This is a genomic window from Nocardia sp. NPDC051321, from assembly GCF_044455225.1.
GTDB lineage: Bacteria > Actinomycetota > Actinomycetes > Mycobacteriales > Mycobacteriaceae > Nocardia.
In genome coordinates this window covers 13,164-36,364 of record NZ_JBITEM010000019.1, presented here as the reverse complement: position 1 = coordinate 36,364, position 23,201 = coordinate 13,164, and the positions used below count along the sequence as shown (strand labels likewise).

General features: G+C 67.2%; 17 protein-coding genes and 1 pseudogene. 9 read left to right on the top strand and 9 right to left on the bottom strand.

The window, feature by feature from the left end; translation table 11 throughout:
• Positions 1-143 precede the first annotated feature (143 nt).
• A complete protein-coding gene (locus tag ACIA8C_RS36920) occupies positions 144-2,249 on the bottom strand; it encodes a glycogen debranching N-terminal domain-containing protein (protein ID WP_397143001.1) in 2,106 nt (701 codons plus the stop codon).
• Positions 2,250-2,277: 28 nt separating this feature from the next.
• Positions 2,278-3,327, bottom strand: coding sequence for a glycosyltransferase family 4 protein (locus tag ACIA8C_RS36915; protein WP_397142999.1), 1,050 nt, complete (start codon positions 3,325-3,327; stop codon positions 2,278-2,280).
• A 328-nt stretch (positions 3,328-3,655) separates the two neighbouring features.
• On the opposite strand from ACIA8C_RS36915, the gene ACIA8C_RS36910 reads away from it, so the two are divergent.
• Both ACIA8C_RS36910 and ACIA8C_RS36905 read left to right on the top strand, forming a co-directional pair.
• Positions 3,656-4,291, top strand: a complete 636-nt coding sequence (locus ACIA8C_RS36910) for a response regulator (RefSeq protein WP_397142997.1) — start codon at positions 3,656-3,658, stop codon at positions 4,289-4,291.
• A 7-nt stretch (positions 4,292-4,298) separates the two neighbouring features.
• Positions 4,299-5,498, top strand: a complete 1,200-nt coding sequence (locus ACIA8C_RS36905) for a sensor histidine kinase (RefSeq protein ID WP_397142995.1) — start codon at positions 4,299-4,301, stop codon at positions 5,496-5,498.
• A gap of 6 nt (positions 5,499-5,504) precedes the next feature.
• On the opposite strand, the gene ACIA8C_RS36900 is transcribed toward ACIA8C_RS36905, so the two are convergent.
• Complete coding sequence (locus ACIA8C_RS36900; RefSeq protein ID WP_397142993.1) at positions 5,505-6,278, bottom strand: sigma 54 modulation/S30EA ribosomal C-terminal domain-containing protein; 774 nt, start codon at positions 6,276-6,278, stop codon at positions 5,505-5,507.
• A 145-nt stretch (positions 6,279-6,423) separates the two neighbouring features.
• On the opposite strand from ACIA8C_RS36900, the gene ACIA8C_RS36895 reads away from it, so the two are divergent.
• From ACIA8C_RS36895 to ACIA8C_RS36885, 3 genes are all read left to right on the top strand, one after another.
• Positions 6,424-8,145, top strand: coding sequence for a GAF domain-containing sensor histidine kinase (locus tag ACIA8C_RS36895; RefSeq protein ID WP_397142991.1), 1,722 nt, complete (start codon positions 6,424-6,426; stop codon positions 8,143-8,145).
• A 353-nt stretch (positions 8,146-8,498) separates the two neighbouring features.
• Entirely contained in the window at positions 8,499-9,833 is a 1,335-nt protein-coding gene (locus ACIA8C_RS36890) for a diguanylate cyclase domain-containing protein (protein WP_397142989.1), read from the top strand.
• 277 nt (positions 9,834-10,110) lie between these two features.
• Positions 10,111-12,399: a HelD family protein gene (locus ACIA8C_RS36885; RefSeq protein ID WP_397142987.1), complete on the top strand. Its 2,289-nt coding sequence runs from the start codon at positions 10,111-10,113 to the stop codon at positions 12,397-12,399.
• A gap of 145 nt (positions 12,400-12,544) precedes the next feature.
• Here ACIA8C_RS36885 and ACIA8C_RS36880 read toward each other — a convergent pair whose 3' ends face one another.
• The 3 genes from ACIA8C_RS36880 to ACIA8C_RS36870 all read right to left on the bottom strand — a co-directional run bounded on the left by ACIA8C_RS36880 (position 12,545) and on the right by ACIA8C_RS36870 (position 14,892).
• Positions 12,545-12,997: a universal stress protein gene (locus tag ACIA8C_RS36880; RefSeq protein ID WP_396990029.1), complete on the bottom strand. Its 453-nt coding sequence runs from the start codon at positions 12,995-12,997 to the stop codon at positions 12,545-12,547.
• 479 nt (positions 12,998-13,476) lie between these two features.
• Positions 13,477-13,905, bottom strand: coding sequence for a DoxX family membrane protein (locus ACIA8C_RS36875; RefSeq protein WP_397142985.1), 429 nt, complete (start codon positions 13,903-13,905; stop codon positions 13,477-13,479).
• Between the two features lie 96 nt (positions 13,906-14,001).
• Positions 14,002-14,892, bottom strand: coding sequence for a DUF6597 domain-containing transcriptional factor (locus ACIA8C_RS36870; protein WP_397142983.1), 891 nt, complete (start codon positions 14,890-14,892; stop codon positions 14,002-14,004).
• A 73-nt stretch (positions 14,893-14,965) separates the two neighbouring features.
• Here ACIA8C_RS36870 and ACIA8C_RS36865 point away from each other — a divergent pair, with 73 nt between their 5' ends.
• Positions 14,966-15,436: a VOC family protein gene (locus ACIA8C_RS36865; RefSeq protein ID WP_397142981.1), complete on the top strand. Its 471-nt coding sequence runs from the start codon at positions 14,966-14,968 to the stop codon at positions 15,434-15,436.
• 433 nt (positions 15,437-15,869) lie between these two features.
• Here ACIA8C_RS36865 and uvrB read toward each other — a convergent pair whose 3' ends face one another.
• Positions 15,870-18,062, bottom strand: a complete 2,193-nt coding sequence (gene uvrB, locus ACIA8C_RS36860) for an excinuclease ABC subunit UvrB (protein WP_397142979.1) — start codon at positions 18,060-18,062, stop codon at positions 15,870-15,872.
• 361 nt (positions 18,063-18,423) lie between these two features.
• On the opposite strand from uvrB, the gene ACIA8C_RS36855 reads away from it, so the two are divergent.
• Positions 18,424-19,068, top strand: a complete 645-nt coding sequence (locus tag ACIA8C_RS36855) for a DUF402 domain-containing protein (protein ID WP_396990024.1) — start codon at positions 18,424-18,426, stop codon at positions 19,066-19,068.
• Between the two features lie 47 nt (positions 19,069-19,115).
• A pseudogene (locus ACIA8C_RS36850) lies at positions 19,116-19,637 on the top strand (DUF402 domain-containing protein); the annotation flags it as partial.
• Positions 19,638-19,777: 140 nt separating this feature from the next.
• Here ACIA8C_RS36850 and coaE read toward each other — a convergent pair.
• Positions 19,778-20,980: a dephospho-CoA kinase gene (coaE, locus tag ACIA8C_RS36845; protein ID WP_397142977.1), complete on the bottom strand. Its 1,203-nt coding sequence runs from the start codon at positions 20,978-20,980 to the stop codon at positions 19,778-19,780.
• A gap of 328 nt (positions 20,981-21,308) precedes the next feature.
• Here coaE and ACIA8C_RS36840 point away from each other — a divergent pair, with 328 nt between their 5' ends.
• Complete coding sequence (locus tag ACIA8C_RS36840; protein WP_397143241.1) at positions 21,309-21,521, top strand: hypothetical protein; 213 nt, start codon at positions 21,309-21,311, stop codon at positions 21,519-21,521.
• Positions 21,522-21,581: 60 nt separating this feature from the next.
• Here ACIA8C_RS36840 and ACIA8C_RS36835 read toward each other — a convergent pair whose 3' ends face one another.
• The gene (locus ACIA8C_RS36835; protein WP_397142975.1) at positions 21,582-23,126 is read right to left on the bottom strand and encodes a phospholipase C; all 1,545 of its coding nucleotides are present in this window, start codon (positions 23,124-23,126) and stop codon (positions 21,582-21,584) included.
• Between the last annotated feature and the right edge of the window lie 75 nt (positions 23,127-23,201).

Genomic DNA, 23,201 nt, shown 5'->3' with positions numbered 1-23,201 from the left:
CGGGTGAACCGACAAACGGGTCCAGACGTATCCGGCCGTCATGCTAAACACACCCACCGACAAGTTTGGCTCGTCCGGGGGCGTACCAGCTACAACAGCGCTCGCATCGGCGATATTGCGGTGCGTTCGGCTAGCGGTCGGCGCTAGGTCCGGCGCAGGTCACCGGACAAACCGCGGACCTGCCAGCCCTCCGCGTCGACGGTGACCGACAGCACGTCCGAGCCGACGCGCAACCCGCCGACCCGCAACGGCAGGTAGCGAGCGGGGACCACCGGCGCGACCGACAGCACCCCCTCCGGAACGCTGGGTTCCAGTCTCAACAGCGTACGCAAAAACAGCAGCGGCGCGGCGGCGGCCCAGGCCTGCGGCGAACACGACGTCGGATAGGGCACGGGAATGTCGAATTCGGCGCGGTCGAAACCGCAGAACAGCTCGGGCAGCCGGTAGCCGAACCGGGTCGAGGCGTCGAGCACGGCGGTGACCACCTGGTTCGCGTGCTCGGTGAACCCGTAGCGCATCAGGCCCGCGGCGCAGATCGCGTTGTCGTGCGGCCAGACCGAGCCGTTGTGATAGCTGACCGGGTTGTATGCGCCCATTGACGTGGCCAGCGTGCGGATCCCCCAGCCGCTGAACATCTCCGGCGAGAGCAGGTGGTCGGCGACCCGCTTTGCCTTGTCGTCGTCGATGATCCCGGTCCACAGGCAGTGCCCGATATTGGAGGTGAGCGCGTCGATCGGCCGCTTGTCCCGGTCGAGACCGATCGCGAACCAGCCGCGATCGGGCAGCCAGAATGCCTCGTTGAACGCGGTTTTCAACTGCGCGGCCTTGGCTCGCCAGCGTTCGGCGGCCGGATGGTCGCCGGTACCAGCGGCAAGCGTGGCGCGGGCGAGATACGCCGCGTAGGTATAGCCCTGCACCTCGGCCAGCGCGATCGGCGCCTCGGGCAGCGTGCCGTCGGCGAAGTTGACCCCGTCCCAGGAGTCCTTCCAGCCCTGATTGGCCAGGCCGTGCTCGGCGGCGCACTGGTATTCGACGAAGCCGTCGCCGTCCAGGTCGCCGTAGCGTTCGATCCACTCCAGCGCGCGGTCCGCGTGCGGCAGCAGCTCGTCGCGGATCCGCGCGTCCAGGCCCCAGCGGTACAGCTCGCCGAGCAGCATCACGAACAACGGGGTGGCGTCGGCGGTGCCGTAATACGCGGTGCCGCCGCCGAGCAGCAGCGTCGCCGCGCGCCCGAACCGCACCTCGTGCGGAATCCGGCCCGGCTGTTCTTCGGTCGCCGCATGCACTTTCGACCCTTGCAAGTCGGCCAGGCTCTGCAGCGTGCCGACCGCCAACCTGCGGTCGAGCGGCAACACCATCCAGGAGGTGAGCAGCGAGTCGCGGCCGAACAGCGCCATGAACCAGGGTGCGCCGGCGGCTACTACCGCGCGCTCCGGATGGTCCGGATCGAAGATGCGCAACGCGCCGAGATCGGTGAGGGTGCGTTGCAGTACCGACGCGAGGGTTTCGTCCTCGGTGTGCACGGTCGGTGAGTTCGCGTACCACTCGCGCAGTCGTTGCGCGGGCCCGCTGCGGTTCACCGGCGTTCCGCACGGGTAGCGCGGCGGCGTGGGGTCGGCGTCGAGCGCGGGCAGGTACTCGATGCACGCGGACCATTCACCGCGTCCGGGAAGGTTTATCTCCCAGCACAATTCGCGACCCGACGCGCTTGCTCCGGTACCACTGACGGTCACCGCCACGCCGAGCTCGGCGCGACTGATCTGGATCGCACCGTCCATCGCGCGCGCCGCGGTGACCACCTCGTGGTCATGGCCGATGCGCCCCTCCTTGACCTCGAAGAGGTCGGCGAAATCGGCGTCCAGTTCCAGCCGGACGGCGCATGCCAGCGGCACGCCGGACAGGTTGCGCACCATCAGATCCTCACGCATGCCGTCACCGACGTGCCTGCCGATGATCACCAGCGCGGTGCTGTCGGCGGTGCCAGCCCGCGGCGCGTTGCGGGCCAGCAGCGTCGCGCTGTACGGCTGGTCGTAACGCACGGTGAGGGCCTCCGGCTCGATGCCGTCGACGGTGAGCCGCCAGTGCGACAGCACTCTGGTGTCGCGCACGAACAAGCCCGCCGCGCGGTTCGCCCTGATCGCGCCGCTGACCTCGCTGATGCAGAAGGTCGAGCCCTCGACCAGGGTGACCCCGGCGTTGATCGTCGTTGGCGCTGCCGTATCCGAGCCGTCGCCCCATGGATGGGTCACGACGCCGCCCCATGGGCGCTCGGCAAACTCACGCCACCGTGGTGGGCACCATGACCCGGGTCGTCCGCTCCGCCAGGATGCGGCGATACAGCCGCTCGTGATCGCGCGCCATCCGCAGCCTGTCGAACCGCTGCTCCGCCGCCGCGCGGCAATCCCGGCGATCGATGGTGTGCACCTGGCCGATGGCGTCCACCATCTCTTCGACACCGCGACACAGGAATCCGGTCTTGCCGTGCTCGACGATCTCCGGGGCCGCGCCGTTGGGGAACGCGAGAACCGGTGTGCCGCAAGCCAATGCCTCGGCCATCACGAGCCCGAACGGCTCGGGCCACTCGATCGGATTGAGCAACGCGTCGGCGTGGCGCACCAGTTCGACCCGGCGCGCGGTGGGTTCCTCACGCGGCTCGGGATCGTCGGGGCCCATCAGTGGACGCACCCGCTCAGTGTAGTAGCGCTGCTCCTCCGGTTCGCGCATCTTGGTGATCATGATCAGCTTGCGCCGCGCCAGCCTGGCGATCTGCACCGCGCGGTGCACGCCCTTCGTCTCGTTCATCCGGCCGACGAACACCAGGTAACCGCCGCCGCCGGGGCCGAATCGATGCGCGGTGAGGTCGATGCCATGATGGATCACCTCGGCGATCGGCACGCTGCCCGCCATCCGGCGTTGCGCCTCGGAGATCGCGACGATGCTGGCGTGGCGCGCCATCGAACGGAACAGCTCCTGGCGCATCGACGAGAAGGGCCCGTGGTTGGTGACCACCACCGGCGGCCCGTTCTGGATCGCGCCGACGAACGGACCGAGCGAGGTGTGGTCGTGAATGATGTCGACGTCGGCCAGCGTTTCGTAGGCGGCGAGCACGTGCATCAACTCGGCCTCACCGACGCCGATCTGCACGGTCGGATGCTCGTACAGCGAATATCGGTGTACCGGACAGGTGGAATCGCCCACCGTGAACAGGTGCACGTCGTGGCCGAGCAGGTCGAGGCCGACCGAGAGATTGCCGACCACCGCTTCGGTGCCGCCGTAGGCGGGCGGTGGTACCGGGACCCATGGCGGGACTATCTGGCCGATCCTCATGGGCGCCTACGTTCTTCGACGCCGTGCCCTTCCACTGCTGGTCCCCAGTGTGCGCCGCAGCCTGCGCAGCGCTGGAGGACATCGGGTGGTTCGTCGAAGAGGTCGGAGCCGCAGCCCGGACAGGCACGCGGCGATCCGAAGATCGCGCTGAAATCTAATGTCGCTGAATATGTCATCGCTCGAGTTCCCACGTACATATGAGCCTTATGGCTCCGCTGCCCACGGCCCCTCTGGTTGACTTCATTGCAAGCTTACCCGGAACGTCGTTATCTACTCGTGGCTTTCGGGAGGCTGCTTTCGTCCGGTAGACGACGACAGGGAGACCGACGTGCTCGAGGTATTTCTCGTCGACGATCACGAAATCGTCCGGCGCGGTCTGATCGATCTGCTGGAGGGCGATCCCGAGCTGACGGTGATCGGCGAGGCGGGTGACGTCGCGCAGGCGATGGCCCGGATTCCGATGCTGCGCCCCGATGTCGCGGTGCTCGATGTCCGGCTGCCCGACGGCAACGGTATCGAGCTGTGCCGCGACCTGCTCGCCGAGGTGGACGGGCTGCGCTGCCTGATTCTCACCTCGTATACCGACGAGCAGGCGATGCTCGACGCGATCCTGGCCGGGGCAAGCGGATACGTCGTGAAGAACATCAAGGGCATGGAGCTGGCCGCCGCGATCAAGGCGGTCGGCGCGGGGCGTTCGCTGCTGGACAACCGGGCGGCCGCCGCGTTGCGGGCCCGGCTGCGCGATGGCGTGCCCGACGACGACGGCCCGCTGGCCGGGCTCACCGAGCAGGAGCGCAAGCTGCTCGCGCTGCTCGGCGAGGGACTCACCAACCGGCAGATCGCGGCACGAATGTTCTTGGCGGAGAAGACGGTCAAGAACTACGTGTCGAGGCTGCTTGCCAAGCTCGGCATGGAGCGGCGTACCCAGGCCGCGGTGCTGGCCAGCAAGCTCGGCGAACGCTGACCACGACATGACGGACGCCGCGGCGCACCTCGTGTTCGACGCGTTGCGCACGATCGTGGACACCGCGACCCGCATCGCCGTCGACAACGCGCGGCTCTACGAGTGGGGCCGTACCCGGCAGGCGTGGATCGCGGCGAATCGGGATATCGCCACCGAGTTCCTCGCGGGCACCGCGCCGGATCGGGTGCTCGCGCAGGTGGTGGAGCACGCGCGCACGTTGACCAGGTCGGAGCAGGCGATCCTCGCCGTCGTCGAGCCCGGCGTCCCGCCCGAGGAGGCCACGGAACTGGTTGTGGCGCAATGGTCGAGGGCGGACGCGCCGGTCGATGGACAGCACGTGCGGCTCATCGACACCGTCGCGGGCAAGGCGTTCGCCGAGCGCGCCACCATGCATCTGGCCGACGCGCGGGGCATCGACCTCGGCGCACCGCTCGAGCCCGCCGGACCCGCGTTGATCCTGCCGTTGCAGACCGCCGGAGTGGTGCTCGGCGTGCTGATCGTCGTGCGCGCGCCCGACGCCGAGCCGTACTCCGACGAACTCGGCGCGCTCGCCGCGGCCTTCACCGACCAGGCCGCGCTGGCCATGCAGCTGGCCGAGGCGCAGCGCAGAGCACGCGAACTCGACGTGCTCGCCGACCGCGACCGGATCGCGCGCGACCTGCACGATCACGTCATCCAGCGGGTCTTCGCGGTCGGTCTCGGCCTGCAGGGCATGGCCGCGCGGGTGGACGACCCGCAAGTCCAGCAACGGCTTTCGGACGAGATCGATCGACTGCAGGAGATCGTGCAGGAGATCAGAACGACGATTTTCGATCTGCACGGCGGCGCGGGCGCCTCGCTGCGGCGACGCCTCGAGGACGCGGTCCGGCAGCAGACCGCGGCGTCTCCGATCCGGGCGCGGCTGCACGTCGACGGCCCACTGTCGGTGGTCGGGCCCGCGCTGGCCGATCACGCGGAAGCCGTTGTGCGCGAATCGGTCAGCAATGCGGTGCGGCACTCGGGCGGGGACGCGGTGACGATCGAGATCACCGTCGCCGACGAGTTGACCATCCTGGTGCGGGACAACGGATCAGGCGTGCCGGACGACGTAATCGCCAGCGGCCTGGCCAATCTCGCACAGCGGGCGACCGAGTCGGACGGCCGGTGCAGCATCGAGCGCGCCGCCTCCGGTGGGACGCGGGTGCACTGGTCGGTCCCGCTGAGCTGAGTGCGGTTACGCCGGTTCGACCATGCTGAGATCGCCGTCGTAGCGGCGGTACAGCAGTCGGCCGCGACCGGTGGCCGGGTCGGTGAAGAGCAGGAACGGCAGGCCGTGGTGGCACAGGATGCGCGCGGCCCGCTCCTCATCGAGGACCGGCGCCGGTTCCGAATCCACGGTCAGCGGTAGCAGATTTACCGTCGGCGGACCGCTCACCGCCGCGTGCTGGCGGAACAGCCGGACGCCGAGCGGATCACCCCAGGCCACCACGGCCTCGGTACCGGACTCGCGGTCGGTGAACAGGTAGGCGTCGTAATCCATCGCGTCCATCACCGCCGTCGCCTCGGCGGGGCTACCGGTGAGCAGTTCGCACTTCTTGCGGCGCACGATCGGGCGGGGCTCGGTGACCTCGGCCAGCGGCGGGCGGGCGGGGTCGGGCCAATCCCGGGACTGGGTGGTGGCGAGCCGGGCCAGCTGCCGGTCCAGCCGTTCGGCGGCGAAGGTCACCGCGAACCCGCCCGGACCGGTCACCTGCACCCGGGTGGCGATCGCGCGACACCGAATGTTGGCCTGTACCACCGTTACTTCGCCCGCATCGGCAGGCGCGGTGACGCGCACCCTGGTCGCCGCGTCGAGGTGGTGGCGGCGCAGCACCCGGCCGATCGCCCGGACCGCCCTCGTTACGTCGACATCCGGCACCGCACCGAAGGTAGTGACGGCTAGATCGAGATCGCTTGCGGTGAGCCAGTGTTGTGGTGACGAAGAATGCAACAGCCCCGACGACTTCATATGACACGCCCTGCCCTCGATATCCTGATCCCGTAGCCCCATGTCACCATCGCAACGCCGTGGCGAACAGGGCCGAAAGACCCCGAAGGGCGAACTAGACTGGGACAGGGCGCAGTTCGCGCGCCCACCACAAGGGGAAGCCGATATGACCCACGATCACGGCACCGACCCCTATTCCGTGCGTGACACCCTGTCGCAACTGCGCCTGCGCGAACTACTCAGCGAGGTCAAGGAACGCGTCGAACTCATTCTCGATTCGCGCGACCGAATGGACGGTTTGGTCGAGGCGATGCTGGCCGTGACCTCCGGCCTCGACCTGGACGATACCCTGCGCACCATCGTGCGCACCGCGATCAGCCTGGTCGACGCCCGCTACGGCGCGCTCGCGGTGCGCGGCCATGACCAGCAGGTGGTGCAGTTCATCGACGAGGGGTTCGATGACGAAACCCGCAGTGCCATCGGACGATTGCCGCAGGGCCACGGCGTGCTCGGCGTGGTGTTCCATCAGTCGAAACCGCTCCGGCTCGATGAACTCACCAATCATCCTGCCTCCGTTGGGCTTCCACCGCACCACCCGCCGATGCATACCTTCCTCGGGGTCCCCGTGCGGATCCGCGGTGAGGTGTTCGGCAGCCTCTATCTGACCGAGAAGGCAGGCGGGCAGCCGTTCACCGACGATGACGATGTACTGGTGCAGGCGCTGGCGGCCGCGGCGGGCATCGCGGTGGACAACGCCAGGCTCTACGAATCGGCGCGCACCAGGCAGGCCTGGATCGCGGCGACCCGCGACATCGCCACCGAACTGCTCGCGGGCAACCAGTCCGCCGGTGTGCTCGCGCACGTGGTCGAGCACGCGCGCACGCTGACCGGCTCGCACCAGTCGTTTCTGACCGGCCCCGACGAAGACGGCGAGCCCGCCGCGCTCGCGATCACCACCTGGTGCGGGCCTGGCGAGGGCTATGAGGGCAAGGCGGTGCGCGCCGAAGGATCCGTGCTCGGCGAGGCGTTCACCCGCCGCACCCCGCTACGTTTCGACGACGCCGGCGCGGTCGATCTCGGCCTCGCGCTCCCCGGCGCGGGGCCGCTGCTGATCCTGCCGCTGTGCACCCCGGACAGCACGCTCGGCGTGCTCACCACGGTGCGCCCGATCGGCGCCGCCCCGTACTCCGACGAGCTGGTCGAGCTGACCGCCGCGTTCACCGACCAGGCGGCGCTGGCCGTGCAGCTGGCCGACGCGCAGCAGCGGATGCGCGATATCGACATCCTGGCCGATCGCGACCGAATCGCCAGGGACCTGCACGACCACGTCATCCAGCGCCTGTTCGCGGTCGGCATCACGCTGCAGGGCGCGGTCACCAAAGCCACCGTTCCCGAAGTGCGACAACGCCTTTCCACCGTGGTCAACGATTTGCAAGAGGTGGTGCAGGAGATCAGGACCTCGATCTTCGACCTGCACGGCGGCAACGGCAACCCACTGCAGCAGCGGATCGAGCACGCGATCCGCCAGCAGACCGCGGAAACCACACTGCGGTCGACGTTTTCGGTGTCGGGACCGCTGTCGGTGCTGGAGGCCGAGCTGGCCGATCACGCCGAAGCCGTAGTGCGCGAGGCGGTCAGCAACGCGGTCCGGCATTCCGGGGCGGATACGGTCGCGGTGGAGATCAGCGTCGACGACGACCTGACGATCGTGGTGACCGACAACGGCTGGGGCATCCCGAATCACGTGGTGCGCAGCGGACTACGGAATTTGGAGCAGCGTGCGGAGAAGGCGGACGGGCACTTCGTCATCGGCGCGGCGGGGAAGGTGACGGAAGCGGATGCGGCCCTGCCTGGCACCCGGCTGTGCTGGTCGGTGCCGCTGCCATGAGGACGGATTATCGATCCGCCCTGCCTGCCGGAACCGCGACAGAGTCTGCCCGGCCCGGCTGAGCCTCCCGGCGGTAGGCGGTGATGGCACCGACCCCGGCGAACGTCATATGATCTTGCTGCTGCCGTCCGGTCACCGCCGGTTCAGCAGCGCTCTTGCACCGATTCCCCAGCCGAACCCGGTCGGCCGGACATTTCCTGAGCACCGGTTCTGTAATGATCACCAGACAGTCCCCGATTAAGCGCCTGAACTGTGATCGAGGCAATAGCGTCGACGCTGTGGTCTTGTGCACGTCGATACGAGAATAATCCCATGCTCCACTGGCCAGATCGGGTCGACGATTGGGGGTTCGAGTGGGTGAGGACAAGGTCGCGGCCGCCGAGCAGCTGGCCGAACGCTACCGTTCCCTGGTCGAGCACACGCCCGACGCTATCTGCGTGCACGAGCGCGGCATCGTCGTCTACGTCAATCCCGCCACGGTGCGCTTGCTGGCCGCCGACAGCGTCGACGACGTGATCGGCAAACCCATCACCCAGTTCATCCATCCCAGTTCCGTCCCGGGAATGCTGGACCGGATCAGCCACCTGACCACCCAGGGCGCCGCCGCCGACTCGGCCGAGATAACGCTGGTCCGTGCGGACGGCATGCTGATGCCCGTCGAGATCGTGTCGGTGCTCACGCCCTGGCACGACCACCTCGCCTATCAGGTGGTCATCCACGACCTCACCGCTCAGCGACACGCCGAAGCCGCCCAGCGGCTGGCCGAACACCACTTCACCACCGTCGTCTCGCAACTGGAGGAGGGCGTGGTCGTGATCGATCCGGACGGCCGCATCGAGTCGGCCAACCCGGCGGCCATGCGCGTCTTCGGCAGCGATGAGTCCGACGACGCGCTCATCGGCAAGACGATCCAGTCGCTGCCGCTGACCCTGCTGGACGCGAACGCGCAGCCGCTGGCGCCCACCCGGCACCCCATCGCCCGCACGCTCGCCACCGGCGAAACCATCACCGGCTTCGTCTTCGGCGTCGACCGGCCCGACGGACACCGGCGCTGGCTGTCGGGCAGCAGCCGCCTGCTCAATCCCGGCGATCCACGCTCGTCCGCGGTGTCCTCGTTCGCCGACATCACCGAATTCCGGGCCAGCAGGCGGCAACTGGAGTACCAGGCCACGCACGACTCGCTGACCGGGCTGGCGAATCGTTCGCTGATCCTGTCCCAGCTGGCCGGCGCGCTGGCCACCAGCGAGAACCTGCCGGTGTCCACGGTGCTGTTCATCGACCTGGACGGGTTCAAGGCGATCAACGACACGCTCGGGCACGCGATCGGCGACACGGTGCTGCAGATCGTCGCGCAACGGTTGCAGCGCGCGTTGCGCGGCGACGATATCGTCGGCAGGCTCGGCGGCGACGAATTCCTGGTGCTGTTGTCCGGCGGCACCCGGCGGGTGGATATCGACGCGCTGGTGGCCAGGCTGCGTTCGACCATGGCCGAGCCGATCATCGCGCGCGGGCACCGGATCGAGGTGAATGCCTCGATCGGAGTTACCGCGCTCACAGTCGGTGACCGGCGTACTCCCGAGGCCGTGCTGCACGACGCGGACCTGGCGATGTACCGGGCCAAGCCGTCCGGACACCGTGAGGGCTCGGTCAGCTTGGGACGCAGGCCGAACAACACACACGCGTCCTGACCGGTCCGATCGATGATTCTCGAAGAATTTCGCGGGTCACCGGAATACCCGCGGTGCGCGAAACTGTTGCACCACTTTCCGGTGGTCGGCTACAGCACACCAGTAACCGTCGCGCAGAACGACGCGTGGTGGGCGGCGCGACACCGGGTACACCTGCGGATACGGCGACTACGCCGCAACCGCAGTAGACTCGACAACCTTGTTTTCCGAACGTTCGCATGCCTATTGCCCTGCGTGTGTAGCGTTCGCTCGGCTCATCGCGGTGAAGGAGTTCAGTTTGCCCGACCTCACTCAGGACCGTGCCGCACGTGACGGCGCGCCCGAGCTGACCCGCGAGACCGAACAGGAACAGAAATACCTGTCGGTGCTGTACGACCGGCTCGACGAGATGCGCGACTACGCGCGCAACCGATTGCGCACCGTGCTGCTGGAATCCGGCGGCACCCCGCAGGCCCGCAGCGAACGCGAGTCGTTCAGCCAGCTCTATAACGAGGACCTCGCGAAATACGATGCGGCCGAACACGGCCTGTGTTTCGGCCGGATCGACCTCGGCGACGAATATCGCTACATCGGCAGGCTCGGCATTCTCGACGAGAAGGACGACTACGAGACGCTGCTGCTCGATTGGCGCGCCCCGCTGGCCCGCCCGTTCTACCTGGCCACCACCGCGGCACCGGACGGCGTGACCCGGCGCAGGCACATTCGCTCGCGCAACCGCACGGTCACCGCGATCAACGACGAGTACCTCGACCTGAATGCCGCCCGGCAGGCCGGCGCGGCCGACGGCGACGCCGGGGTTGGCGCCGAGAGCGCGCTGCTCGCCGCGCTCAATGCCGCCCGCACCGGCCACATGAACGACATCGTCGAGACGATCCAGCACGAGCAGGACGCGATCATCCGCTCGGAGCACAAGAGCGTGCTTGTGGTGCAGGGCGGCCCGGGTACCGGCAAGACGGCCGTCGCGCTGCACCGCGCCGCGTACCTGCTCTACACCTACCGCCAGCAGCTGGCCAAGAGCGGCGTGCTGATCATCGGGCCGAACGCCACCTTCCTCGACTACATCGGCCAGGTGCTCCCCTCGCTCGGCGAGACCGGCGTGCTGCTGTCCACCATCGGTGACCTCTACCCCGGAGTGAAGGCCACTCGCGAGGACTCGTTGCGGGCGGGCGAGATCAAGGGCTCCCTCGACATCCTGGAGGTGCTCAAGCAGGCCGTGCGCGACCGTCAAGAGGTGCCGAGCGAACCGGTCCGGCTCAGCTTCGACGGCTATCAGGTGACCCTGGATCGCAAGATCGCCACCAGGGCGCGCGGCCGGGCCCGTTCCTCGCGGCGCCCGCACAATCTGGCCAAGCCGATTTTCACCAGCGCGGTCATCGACGCGCTCACCGAACAGCTCGCCGAGACCATGGGCGCTGATCTATCCGGTGGTCCAAGCTTGCTCAGCCGCACCGATATTGCCGAGATCCGCGACGAGATGCGGGCCGATCAGGAGATCCAGCAGGCCATCGGCAAGCTGTGGCCGTTGCTGTCCCCGCAGGACGTGCTCGCCGACCTGCTGGCCGACCCAAAGCGGCTCGACCGCGTCGCCAGTGCCCTGTCCGCGCAGGATCGGGCGGAGCTGGTGCGTCCGGACAACGGTGAGTTCAGCGCGGCCGACGCTCCGCTGCTCGACGAGCTGGCCGAGCTGCTCGGCGTGGACGATACCGAGGAACGCGAACGCTCCCGGCGCCGCTGGCGGGCCCAGCTCGCCGAGGCACAGGACGCGCTGGACATCCTGACCGGTTCGGCGCCACAGGATCTCGAAGACGAGCTCGACCCCGAAATCCTGATGGCCTACGACCTGATCGACGCGAGCCAGCTCGCCGAACGCCAGGACGTGCGCGCCAGGCAGACCACCGCCGAGCGCGCGGCGGGCGACCGCACCTGGACCTATGGCCACGTCATCGTGGACGAGGCGCAGGAGCTGTCGGAGATGGCGTGGCGAATGGTGATGCGGCGCATTCCGAATCGCTGGATCACCGTGGTCGGCGATGTCGCGCAGACCGGTGACCCGGCGGGCGCGTCGTCGTGGCAGCGGGTGCTGGAACCGTATGTGGCCAAGCGGTGGAAGCTCACCGAACTGACCGTGAACTACCGGACGCCTGCCGAGATCATGGACGTGGCCGCCGACGTGCTCGCCGCGATCGATCCCGAGGCGTCCGCGCCGCGCTCGGTGCGCGAGAGCGGGAACCCACCGCGCGGATATCGGGTCACCGCGGGCGAGGTGCGCGACCGGGTCGCGAAGTTGGTCGCCGAGGAGACCGGGCCCGGCACCACCGCGGTGATCGCACCGCACACCCTGGTCGAGGAGTTGGCCGAGCTGGCTGACGCATCGGTGCGGGTGCTGACCGTGCACGACGTGAAAGGTTTGGAGTTCGACGCGGTGTATCTGGTCGAGCCACAAGCGATCCTGGACGAATCCCCGCGCGGCCTCAACGATCTCTACGTGGCGCTGACCCGCGCCACCCAACGCCTCGGCGTGGTCCACAGCGAGGACCTGCCCGAGGTGTTGCAGTCCCTGACCTGAACCCCGCACCCGACCGAAGGTCCCCTCAGTCGGGCACACAGACCAAAGGCGCCCTACAGTCTCGACTGAAGGGCGCCTTTGGTTGGTCTGCCGGGGTGAAGGTGCCCTTCGGTCGAAAAACGGAAAAGGGCCTTCGGGTGGGTTATTAGCGGACGGTGTGCACGATCAGGACGTCCGAGCGGGACTTGCGGGCGACGTCCGACGGTACGGAGCCGAGGAGGCGGCCCGTCAGGGTGTTCAGGCCGCGGTTGCCGACTACAAGAAGGTCGGCGTCCACATCCTTGAGCAGGGTGAGCAGGGACTCGACGGGCTCGCCGACCACGGCGCGCTCGACAATGTCCTGCGCGCCCGCGGCGACAGCCTTGTCCCGCGCGGTGCGCAGGATCTCGTTGGTGGGGGCGGACCCGCGCACCTGGTAGGCCTCGTCCTTGAGCACATCCGCGGCGGCGGCCACGTCGCGATCGTCGGTCGGGTAGTAAGCACACGCGATGACCAGGGTCGCGGCGGACACCCCAGCCAGCGCGGCGGCCTTCTCGACGGCGACGTACGACGAGTCCGAGCCATCAGTACCGACAACAATGGTCCGGTAGGCGGTCATTCTCTCCTCCAACTGTGTCAGGGTGCCTACGCCCGAGGTGCATCACCAAGACGTGCCCCGGCGCAGCGACTTGCGTCGACCCTAGCGGCAAACAGACCGGAAATAACAGAAATCGCAGCACATCACATTGCCGGTGTCCTGGCATTGGCGCCACCCGTTCGCCAGGAAATGCGGGAAGGGCATCGGCAAGCTGGGCAGACACAATTGTCCGGCCGGGAAACTGTGATGAAGCACAACCGCGACGAACGATCTTGTGCCCCTGGGATATTCGTCACATACCAGGCAGGATCGGACAGACATCAGCCCGTCGCGGCGCGCAAATCACACGCCGGGACGGGCCGCTGGAGCCTGGGACTACCGTGCCATTACGGCCACTGTTGGTAGTTCGCCCAGAATAAGCCGAGAATCGCTCCGATGATGTCCATGCCTTCCTCTCCCTGCAGTAAAAAGGACGCGCAATATTAGCGCGGCAAGCGGGGTCAGAGGTCGAAAAGCGGTCCGGTGATGGTCAATCCGAGGTCGTCGACATGGGCGAAGAACGCGAACAGCATCAACGCGGCGCCGGCCAGCGCCAGGTTCTTGTTGAAGTTGATCATTTCGCCCTGTTTGACCTGCGGATCCGTTTCCTTCCAGAACTGATGCATCAGCACCGCGGTCACCACAAGCAGCGCCGCGAGCAGAAGCGAGCCGAGATCGGCCCACACGCCGAGCAGCACCATCAGCCCGCCGAGGCCGAACAGCGCGCCCGAACCCAGCACCGACAGCTTCGCCATCGGCACACCCTTGCTCGCCGAATAGCCCGCCATCGCTTCGGTCTGCATGAAGTGCCCGACCGCCGAGCTCAGGAACAACACCGAGAACAACACCCGCCCGATCAACACCACGACATCCATGTCCAGCTCCCTCAATTGGCTGACAGTAGGTAGTGCAACATTCAACTAAGCATCCCCAGCGGTATTTTCCAGGGCCCGTGGTCGAATGGTCGAAAACGGTCGGCCCAGCAACTACGACCTGGTCGGCATGACCTTTGCCGTGACCTCGTTGCGCGAGCGTAGCGAATTCTTGGCGTATTCCAGTGGAGCCATTCCGACTTCCGCGGTGAACTCCCGCGAGAAGTGCGCCTGATCGAAGTATCCCAGTTCCGCGGCCAGTGTGGCGAGATCTTCGGTACGTCCGCGGGCGAGTAGTTCGGCGCCGTCCTGCAGGCGGTACCGGCGCAGCACCCATTTCGGGCCTGCGCCGACGTAGCGGCGGAACATGCGCTGCAAGGTGCGCGTCGGCACGTCGAATCGGTCGGTGATCTGATCGACCCTGGTCAGCTCCTGGTCGTTGGCCATCGCGTCGATGACGCGCAGCACCAGGTGGTAGGTCGGATCGTCGGCGGCGGCGGGCGCGGCGAAGAAGTCTTCGACGATAGCGCGGCGTTGCTCGTCGGTGGGTACGGCGAGGACGCGGTCGACCAGGTCATGCGCGCCGGGCATGACGTCGGCGAGTTCGACGGAGATGTCGCGGAACGAACCGACATCGAGTCCGGTGAACGCGCCGAAGCCGCCCGCGCGGAAGCGCAGGCCGAAGACCTCACCCTCGCCGCTGAGTTCCCTGACGAATTTGGTTGTACACACGCCGTTGACGAAACCGCCTGTGCGCGTTGCGGATCGCTCGAAGGTGACGTTCACGCTCGGGTACGAGAGCACCTCGGCCCGGTACGGCGGCCTGCCGCGCAGGTCCCAGCGCACCGACCAATACCACTCGACGAACCGGTCCACGGCGGGACCTGCGGGCAACCGGGCCAGCGAGCGGTACTTGGCCTGTTCGTCGGGGTGCAGAATGCCGGTGGTGTCGGCCGGTGCCGCCGGATTGCGCGGCAGCGGCCCGGAATCAGTGCCGTCGGACATGGTTTCGCTCCCGTCCGGCCCCGTGTCGCGTTCTTACAAGACCGACAGCGCGCGGCCGACCAGGATCAATGTCATGACAAACACCGTGAATCCCATTGCCGAGGGCTACCACTCCATCACCTGTTTCCTCGCGGTCGGCGACGGCAACAAGGCCATCGACTTCTACTCCGCCGTCTTCGGCGCCGAGGTGATCAGCCGCAACGACCTCCCCGACGGTCAGCCCGCCCACGCCGAACTGAAGATCGGCGACTCCACCCTGCAACTGGGCATGCCGATACCGGACAACAACGTGCTCGCCCCGAACGGCGAATGGGTGCACACCTCGATCTTGCACTACTGCCCCGACGTAGACGACGTCGTCAAACGCGCCATCGACAACGGCGCCCGCAGCGCCGAAGAACCCCAAACCTTCGTCACCGGAGACCGTTTCGCCGTAGTCATCGACCCCTTCGGCCACCGCTGGGCGGTAATGACCAAGGTCGAGAACGTCTCCCGCGAGGAAGCCGACCGCCGAGTAAACGAATGGATGGCCACCCAGAGCTGACCCACCCCACCCCCGGAAATCCGCACCCTTTGCCGCGCCGGACTCGGCGTGTCCCACGGCAAGTCGGGGTGCGGATTCCAAGAGAGGGTGCGAAACCACAGCACTCCCACGGCTCCCACCACCGCACCCGCCCGCCGCCCCCACGCTGGACCACACTCCCGCACCCCGTTTCGCGCCAGACACGGTGCGTCGCAAGACAAGTCGGGGTGCGAATCCCGAAAACCGGTGCGGGAATACAACACGCCCGCGGCTCGCCCCACAAGCCAAGCTGCACGCCGGGTGCACGCTAGACCCCACTCCCGCACCCTTTACCGCGCCGGACACGGCGTGTCCCACGGCAAGTCGGGGTGCAGATCCCGAGACAGGGTGCGGGAACACAGAAAGCCTGCTCGTTCCCTTCCCGCCTGTCCCGGGCGACCGCACCCGCTTTTGCTCAACTCAGTCCGGCCGCGTCCATGCCGCGCAGTTCCTTCTTGAGGTCGGCTATCTCGTCGCGCAGGCGGCCTGCGAGTTCGAATTGGAGTTCGCGGGCTGCGTTCATCATTTGGGCGGTGAGTTCTTTGACCAGGTCGGCGAGTTCGGCGCGGGGCATCGACTTGATGTCGCGGCCCTCGTAGACGCCGGCGCTGACCGCGCGGCCGGGTTCGCCCTGGGCGCGGCGGCCGCGGCTGGAGTTGCGGCCGGAGCCGCCGACTTCGACCTCGGTCTCGTCGGCCTCTTTGTATACCTGGTCGAGGATGTCGGCGATCTTCTTACGCAACGGTTTCGGGTCGATGCCCATCTCGGTGTTGTAGGCGACCTGCTTGGCCCGGCGGCGATCGGTCTCGTCGATCGCGTGCCGCATCGAGTCGGTGATCTTGTCGGCGTACATGTGCACCTCGCCGGACACGTTGCGCGCCGCGCGGCCGATGGTCTGGATCAGGCTGGTGCTGCTGCGCAGGAAGCCTTCCTTGTCCGCGTCGAGGATCGCGACCAGCGACACCTCGGGCAGGTCGAGACCCTCACGCAACAGGTTGATGCCGACCAGCACGTCGTACTCGCCGAGGCGCAACTGCCGCAGCAGTTCCACACGACGCAACGTGTCGATCTCCGAGTGCAGGTACCGCACCCGCACGCCCAACCCGAGCAGATAGTCGGTGAGGTCCTCGGACATCTTCTTGGTGAGCGTGGTGACCAGCACCCGCTCGTCCTTCTCGGTGCGCTGCCGGATCTCGTGCACCAAGTCGTCGATCTGGCCCTTGGTCGGCTTCACCACCACCTTCGGATCGACCAGCCCGGTCGGGCGGATGACCTGCTCGACGACCTCGCCGCCGACCTGGCCCAGTTCGTACGGACCGGGGGTGGCCGACAGGTACACCGCCTGGCCGATCCGGTCGGCGAACTCCTCCCAGGTGAGCGGCCGGTTATCTACCGCGGACGGCAGCCGGAAGCCGAACTCGACCAGGTTGCGCTTGCGCGACATGTCGCCCTCGTACATGCCGCCGATCTGCGGCACCGTCACGTGCGACTCGTCGATGACGAGCAGAAAGTCGTCGGGGAAGTAGTCGAGCAACGTCGCGGGCGCCGACCCGGCCGGGCGTCCGTCGATGTGCCGCGAGTAGTTCTCGATGCCGGAGCAGAAGCCGACCTGCCGGATCATCTCCAGGTCGTACTGGGTTCGCATGCGCAGCCGCTGGGCCTCGAGCAGCTTGCCCTGCCGTTCCAGCTCGGCCAGCCGCACTTCCAATTCGGCCTCGATGTCGCGCACCGCGCGCTCCATCCGGTCCGGGCCCGCCACGTAGTGGGTGGCCGGGAAGATGCGCAGCATGTCGACCTGGCGGACCACGTCGCCGGTGAGCGGGTGCAGGTAGTACAGCGCCTCGATCTCGTCACCGAAGAACTCGATGCGGACCGCGAGCTCCTCGTAGGACGGGATGATCTCGACGGTGTCGCCGCGCACCCGGAACGAGCCGCGGGTGAACGCCATGTCGTTGCGGGTGTACTGCACGTCGACGAGCAGCCGCAGCAGCGCGTCGCGGTCGACCTCGCCGCCGACCTCGAGCTGCACGGACCGGTCGAGGTAGGACTGCGGGGTGCCGAGGCCGTAGATGCAGGACACCGACGCGACCACCACGACGTCGCGCCGGGACAGCAGGCTCGACGTCGCCGAGTGCCGCAGCCGCTCGACGTCGTCGTTGATCGAGCTGTCCTTCTCGATGTAGGTGTCGGTCTGCGCGATGTACGCCTCGGGCTGGTAGTAGTCGTAGTACGAGACGAAGTACTCGACGGCGTTGTTCGGCAGCATCTCCCGCAGCTCGTTGGCCAGCTGCGCGGCGAGGGTCTTGTTCGGCGCCATCACCAGCGTCGGGCGCTGTAGCCGCTCGATGAGCCAGGCTGTGGTGGCCGACTTGCCGGTGCCGGTCGCGCCGAGCAGGACGACGTCGCGCTCCCCCGCCTTGATCCGGCGTTCCAGCTCCTCGATGGCGGCGGGCTGATCACCGGCGGGCACGTGCTCGCTGACCACCTGGAAGCGCGCGTCGCTGCGCTCGATCTCGCCGACAGGCCGGTGCTCGGAGTGGGCGAGCGGTGTCTCGCCCGCGACCCTCTCCTCGTAGCCTTCCGTCGGAATCTCGGTTGCGAATGCCATGCTCACCAGCCTAAGCCCAGCCACCGACAGGTTTCCTCGCTCGTGCGGGCGGTGGCGCCACGACACGCGGACCCGGGCGATGGCGTTCACCGAGTCCCGGTAGTAAAACCCGCGTCGACTATCCCCAATTCCCAGGTGCGATAAACCTGCGACGGGTAAGTTTTACCGGACCAATACCGTGCTTTACCGGGGCAATACCGTTTCACTCCCAGGCGTCGTTATGTGTCCGAAATGTCCCTTGCACCAACACATTTCGTATCCAAAAACATATCGCGTCAATCCGCCCGATCACCTTTTACCGGGTGTACTCTGACGTGGTTGTTCGGACAACATAGTTCGGATGTGGCGAAGGACTAGAGCCATGAGAGGTCTGATTCCATTGCTCAATACCGTGCCGACCACCGGCTTCGCAGGCAGTATCGCTCGACACATCCGTGCCGCGGTACCCGGTCTCCATCACAACGTCGCCGTCCCGCCGAACACCGCGTTACCGCCCGGCCATCCGCCGCACCGACCGCACGTCGAGTTCTTCAACCTAGCGGAGCACACCAGCACCGACAGCAAGGGCTTCGTCCGCCAGGTCGAGCGCTACCACCACGAACCGTGGGGCGTATATATGGCGCGCATCGTGCCCGTCCCGCACCACCACTACCTGGAGTCCTGGCTGCTGCCCGAGCTCTCGCTGCGGGTGACCTGCGCCCGGCGCAACCCGGCGCACCACATCGACCACGACTTCCACCTCGATATCGGCGAGTTCACCCAGGTCGCGCCGAAGCGCTGGAAGGCCGTCGACCACTACCTCGACATCGAGGTACATCGGGGCCACCGCGTCGAACTGCTCGGCGTAGACGACCTGCTGGCCGCCCACGCGGCCGGATTGGTGGACACAGCGCAGGCGCACCGGGCCTTCGAGTGCGCGACGGCCGCACTGGACGGGCTCGCCGCCAACGACCACTGCGTCGAGGATTGGCTCGCCACCCAGGGCATCACGCTCACCTGGATGTAACCGGCACGCCACTCGACTCCGACGTCGCGGCGGTAGATTCTGAATGCATGACGCAGGCACCTTCTGTTGACGTGCACCGGCCCAAGGTCGAGTACTTCGACCTCACGGACCTGACGAACACGGATCCGAAGGGATTCGTGCGGCCGGTCGAGCAGTACCACGTGGAGCCGTGGGGCCTGTACATGGCGCGAACCTCCGACCATGAACAGTTCCACTACATCGAATCGTGGCTACTGCCCGACTTGGCGCTGCGCGCCTCGATCTTCCACTACCACCCGGAGCATCAGCGGGATCAGGACTTCTACCTCGACCTCGGCGAATTCGGTCAGGTAGCGCCCGACCGGTGGAAGTCGGTGGACCACTACCTGGACATCATCGTGCGCACCGGCCGCAACACCGAGTTGCTCGATGTCGACGAGCTGCTCGCCGCGCACGCGGCCGGCCTGCTCACCGCAGTCCAGGCGCAGGCGGCCATCGAGACCGCCACCGATGCCATCGACGGCATCGCCGCGAACGACTACCGCCTCGAAAGTTGGCTCGAGACCCGGGGTATCACGCTCACCTGGAAGTCGGGAAGCGATGAATCGCCGCACACGACAACCGATCTCAGAGGTACCTGGGTAGCACCGGCCAACCAGCTCGGCGCATCGCCGCCGACACTGCCCCGCACGTGAATCCGGCCTGAATTCACGCAGCGGCGGACGAGCCGCTAGCGATCCCGCCAGGCCAGCATGCGCGGGTAGGCGGCGGCGAACCATGGCTCCTTGACGTCGCTGTACGCGGTCATCGCGTCCGCGCCGACCAACCCTGCCGCCTTCGCCTCCGCCGCGCGCTTCACCTCGAGGTATTCGGCGCGCGCGTCGGCGTCGGCGCGCAGCCAGTCCCGAAATAGCAGCGCGTACTCCTGCCCCGGCGAACCTGCCACGCGCACATGGACATTGGCGAGCCGACCGGGGTCGGCGTTCTGGTGGTAGCGCTTGGCCCACAACGCGGCGTCCGTCCCCGCCGGATCCTGCGGTGTCGGTCGCGGGCAGTCCTCGGTAACCTCCGGACGAACCGGAAAACCCGCCGCGCCCAATGCATCTCGCAGTCCATCGGCTACAGCCAGATCAGCAACAGTGATCTGCAGATCGATCACATCCTTGGCCGGAAGATCCGGCACCGCAGTCGATCCGATGTGATCGATCCGCGACGCGGACGCACCACACGCCACCCATAACCGCGCGATGAGCCGCTGCGCTTGCACGGCCCACTCCGGGTTCGCGGGCACCACCCGGATCTCGTTCCGGCGTGCGGCTGTCCCGGTGCGCAGGTTGTGCTCGAACGGCACCAACCGCTCCTGCCACAACTGCCGGACCACGCCCTCGATAGCCCCCGGCGCCCCGCTGTTGTCGAGCAACACATCGGCAACCGCACGCCGCTGCTCATCGGTGGCCTGCGCGGCTATACGCGCACGGGCATCGGCTTCGGCGACGCCACGGAATTCGACGAGCCTGCGCAATCGAGTTTCCGCATCGACATCGACGACAATGACCAGATTCATCAATGGCGCGAGACCATTTTCGACCAGCAATGGAATATCTTGCACGACAATGGCGTCGCGCGGTGCCGCGGAAATCAGTTCGGCGGTGCGTTTACCAACCAGCGGATGCGTTATCGAATTCAACGTCGCGCGCGATTCGTCGTCGGCGAATGCCTTGGCCGCCAAAGCCGGTCGGTCCAGGCTGCCGTCGGCCGCTAGAATCTCGCCGCCGAATGCCGCGACGAGCGCCGCGAGGCCCTCGGTACCTGGCGCGACGACCTCCCTGGCGATCAGGTCGGAGTCGATAATCACCGCGCCGAGGTCGGCGAGAATCCGCGCCACCGTCGACTTGCCCGCTCCCATGCCTCCGGTGAGGCCGATCCGCAACATTCGACCAGTCTCGCATCCTCTGGTCGCCGGCCACCCGCCCGCCCACACCGCCGGACAGTGCCGCAAGGAGCGACGTTCGACTACGGCGGCACAATCGGCCTGATTACCCATCCGGGCCCCGGTTTCCACCTGCCGCCGCCGTAATTGCCCGATCCGTGACGAGGCCGAGACCATCTCGCAACAATTCCGCCCGCACCGGGTTCATCGGCGACAACTTTCCGACACGCCGGGGCAATTACTTGCGCAAAATACTCTGCGTGGCACTTTCGTTCGGCTAATCTTCGCCGTGGCGATCGGAGCGCCAGCACCAGCAAGCAAAGGAACACCATTGGGCACCAGAATGAACCAGACGGCTCGCCACCGCCTGGGTATGGCGGGCGGCGTGCACTGCATCCACATCCCCGCCGTCGCGGCCGCGTTGGCCGAACACCGCCGCACCTGGTTCAGCGCACTGCTCAGCCCGGCTCGACATAGCTTCGCGGCTATGCGAAAACGCTCCGTCGTCCCCTCCGTCCGGTGGGTGCCCGCCACCGCAAGCTGACCCGAGACTTCGAGAACTGGTTCGAGAAGTGGCCCAGCCCCCGCCAGGGCTGGGCCACTCTCATGCCCGAATCAACCCGCTCGGCTTGCGCCGGGTCCCGGGTTGCTGTGTCGGCATCGAATTCGGCGGAACCGGATACGGAATCCCGGTTGTCGCCGTACCCAACGCGATATTCGGGCCGCATTGGGCGACCGCGGCATCCATTTTCGGTTTCAGATCGGGCAGCACCGGTTTCGCGATATTCGGGGCCGAGCCGAAATCGAAGGTGGAGGTCATATCGCCGGTGACGCCGCGTCGCCACGCGGTCACATTCGGCACCTCCACTCCGAACCTGGTTTCCAGCAGTCGCAGCTGTGAGGTGTGGTCGAAGGTCTCCGAGGCGACGAGCCCGCCCCGGGTATACGGCGAAATCACCAGCGCGGGAACGCGATAGCCCAAACCTATCGGACCGGCGATGCCCTTCGCGGCGGACACGCGGTCCAGCGGCACGGTAAGGAACTCGCCAGGGGTGCCCGGCGGCGGGGTCGGCGGCGTGACGTGGTCGAAGAAGCCGCCGTTCTCGTCGTAACTGATGATGAGCGCGGTTTTCTCCCACACCTTCGGGTTCGAGGTGAGGATGTCGAGCAGCTGCACGATGCCGAACGCGCCGAATGCCGCTGGCAGCGCGGGATGTTCGCAGTTCAGCAGCGACGGGATGACCCAGGACACCGCGGGCAGGGTGTCATTGGCGACGTCGGCCTGAAAGTCGTTGGGGTACACCGGCGCCATGCCGCGGCGGGCTAATTCCGAGTTCGCGTCGGCGGATTGAGTGAAGCAGCCGAGCATGCCGTCGAGGATCACCGAGGAGAGCGGGCCGACGTCGCGGTTGTTGTAGACCTTCCAGCTGACGCCCGCTTCGGACAGGTTCTCCGGGTAGGTGCGCCAGCTGTAGACGTGCTGCGGAATCAATTTCGGGGTTTCCACCAGCGGGCCGCCCGCGAGGCCGTCCGGGTCGATGGTGCCGCTGATCCAGTACAGCCGGTTCGGGTCGGTGGGGCCGAGCACCGAGCAGTGGTAGTTGTCGCACAGCGTGAAGGCATCGGCGAGCGCGGTGTGGATCGGAATGTCTTCGGGCAGGTAGTAACCCATCGCCGCGGGCGCGTTGGCCGCTCCGACACTGGCGACCGACATCGGCATCCACTGGTCGTTGCGACCGCCGTTCCAGGATCGGTGCATGCCCTCCCAGGAGTGGTCCGGGTCGTTGATGCATTCACCGTCGAGCGTGGCGCCGCAGGTGGTGTCCAGGCGGAAGGGATTCACGTAGCCGTCGGGGCCGGGGCCCGCGCCGGGCGTCCAGCCGTACTGTCGCCAGGCCGTCGACGGGTCGTCGAAGCCGCGCACGCCGGACAGAGTGCCGAAATAATGGTCGAAGGAACGGTTTTCCTGCATCAGCAACACGAAGTGCTCGATATCGCCGAGGCCGCCCATCCCCGCGGGGTCGGCGGCGTAGGCCCGCTCGATGATCGGGTTGGCCCACGAGGCCAACGCGCCCACCGCACCGGCCGCCGCCGCCTTCGCTAGGAATTGTCTGCGATTGAGCCCACTGAATGGCCCCGCTGCGCACATGTCTTCGGCCGACCTTTCCGCCAGTGCTGTCGAGCAGAGTTTCGCGATCCGCGCCGACCATACCCGACGTGCTGC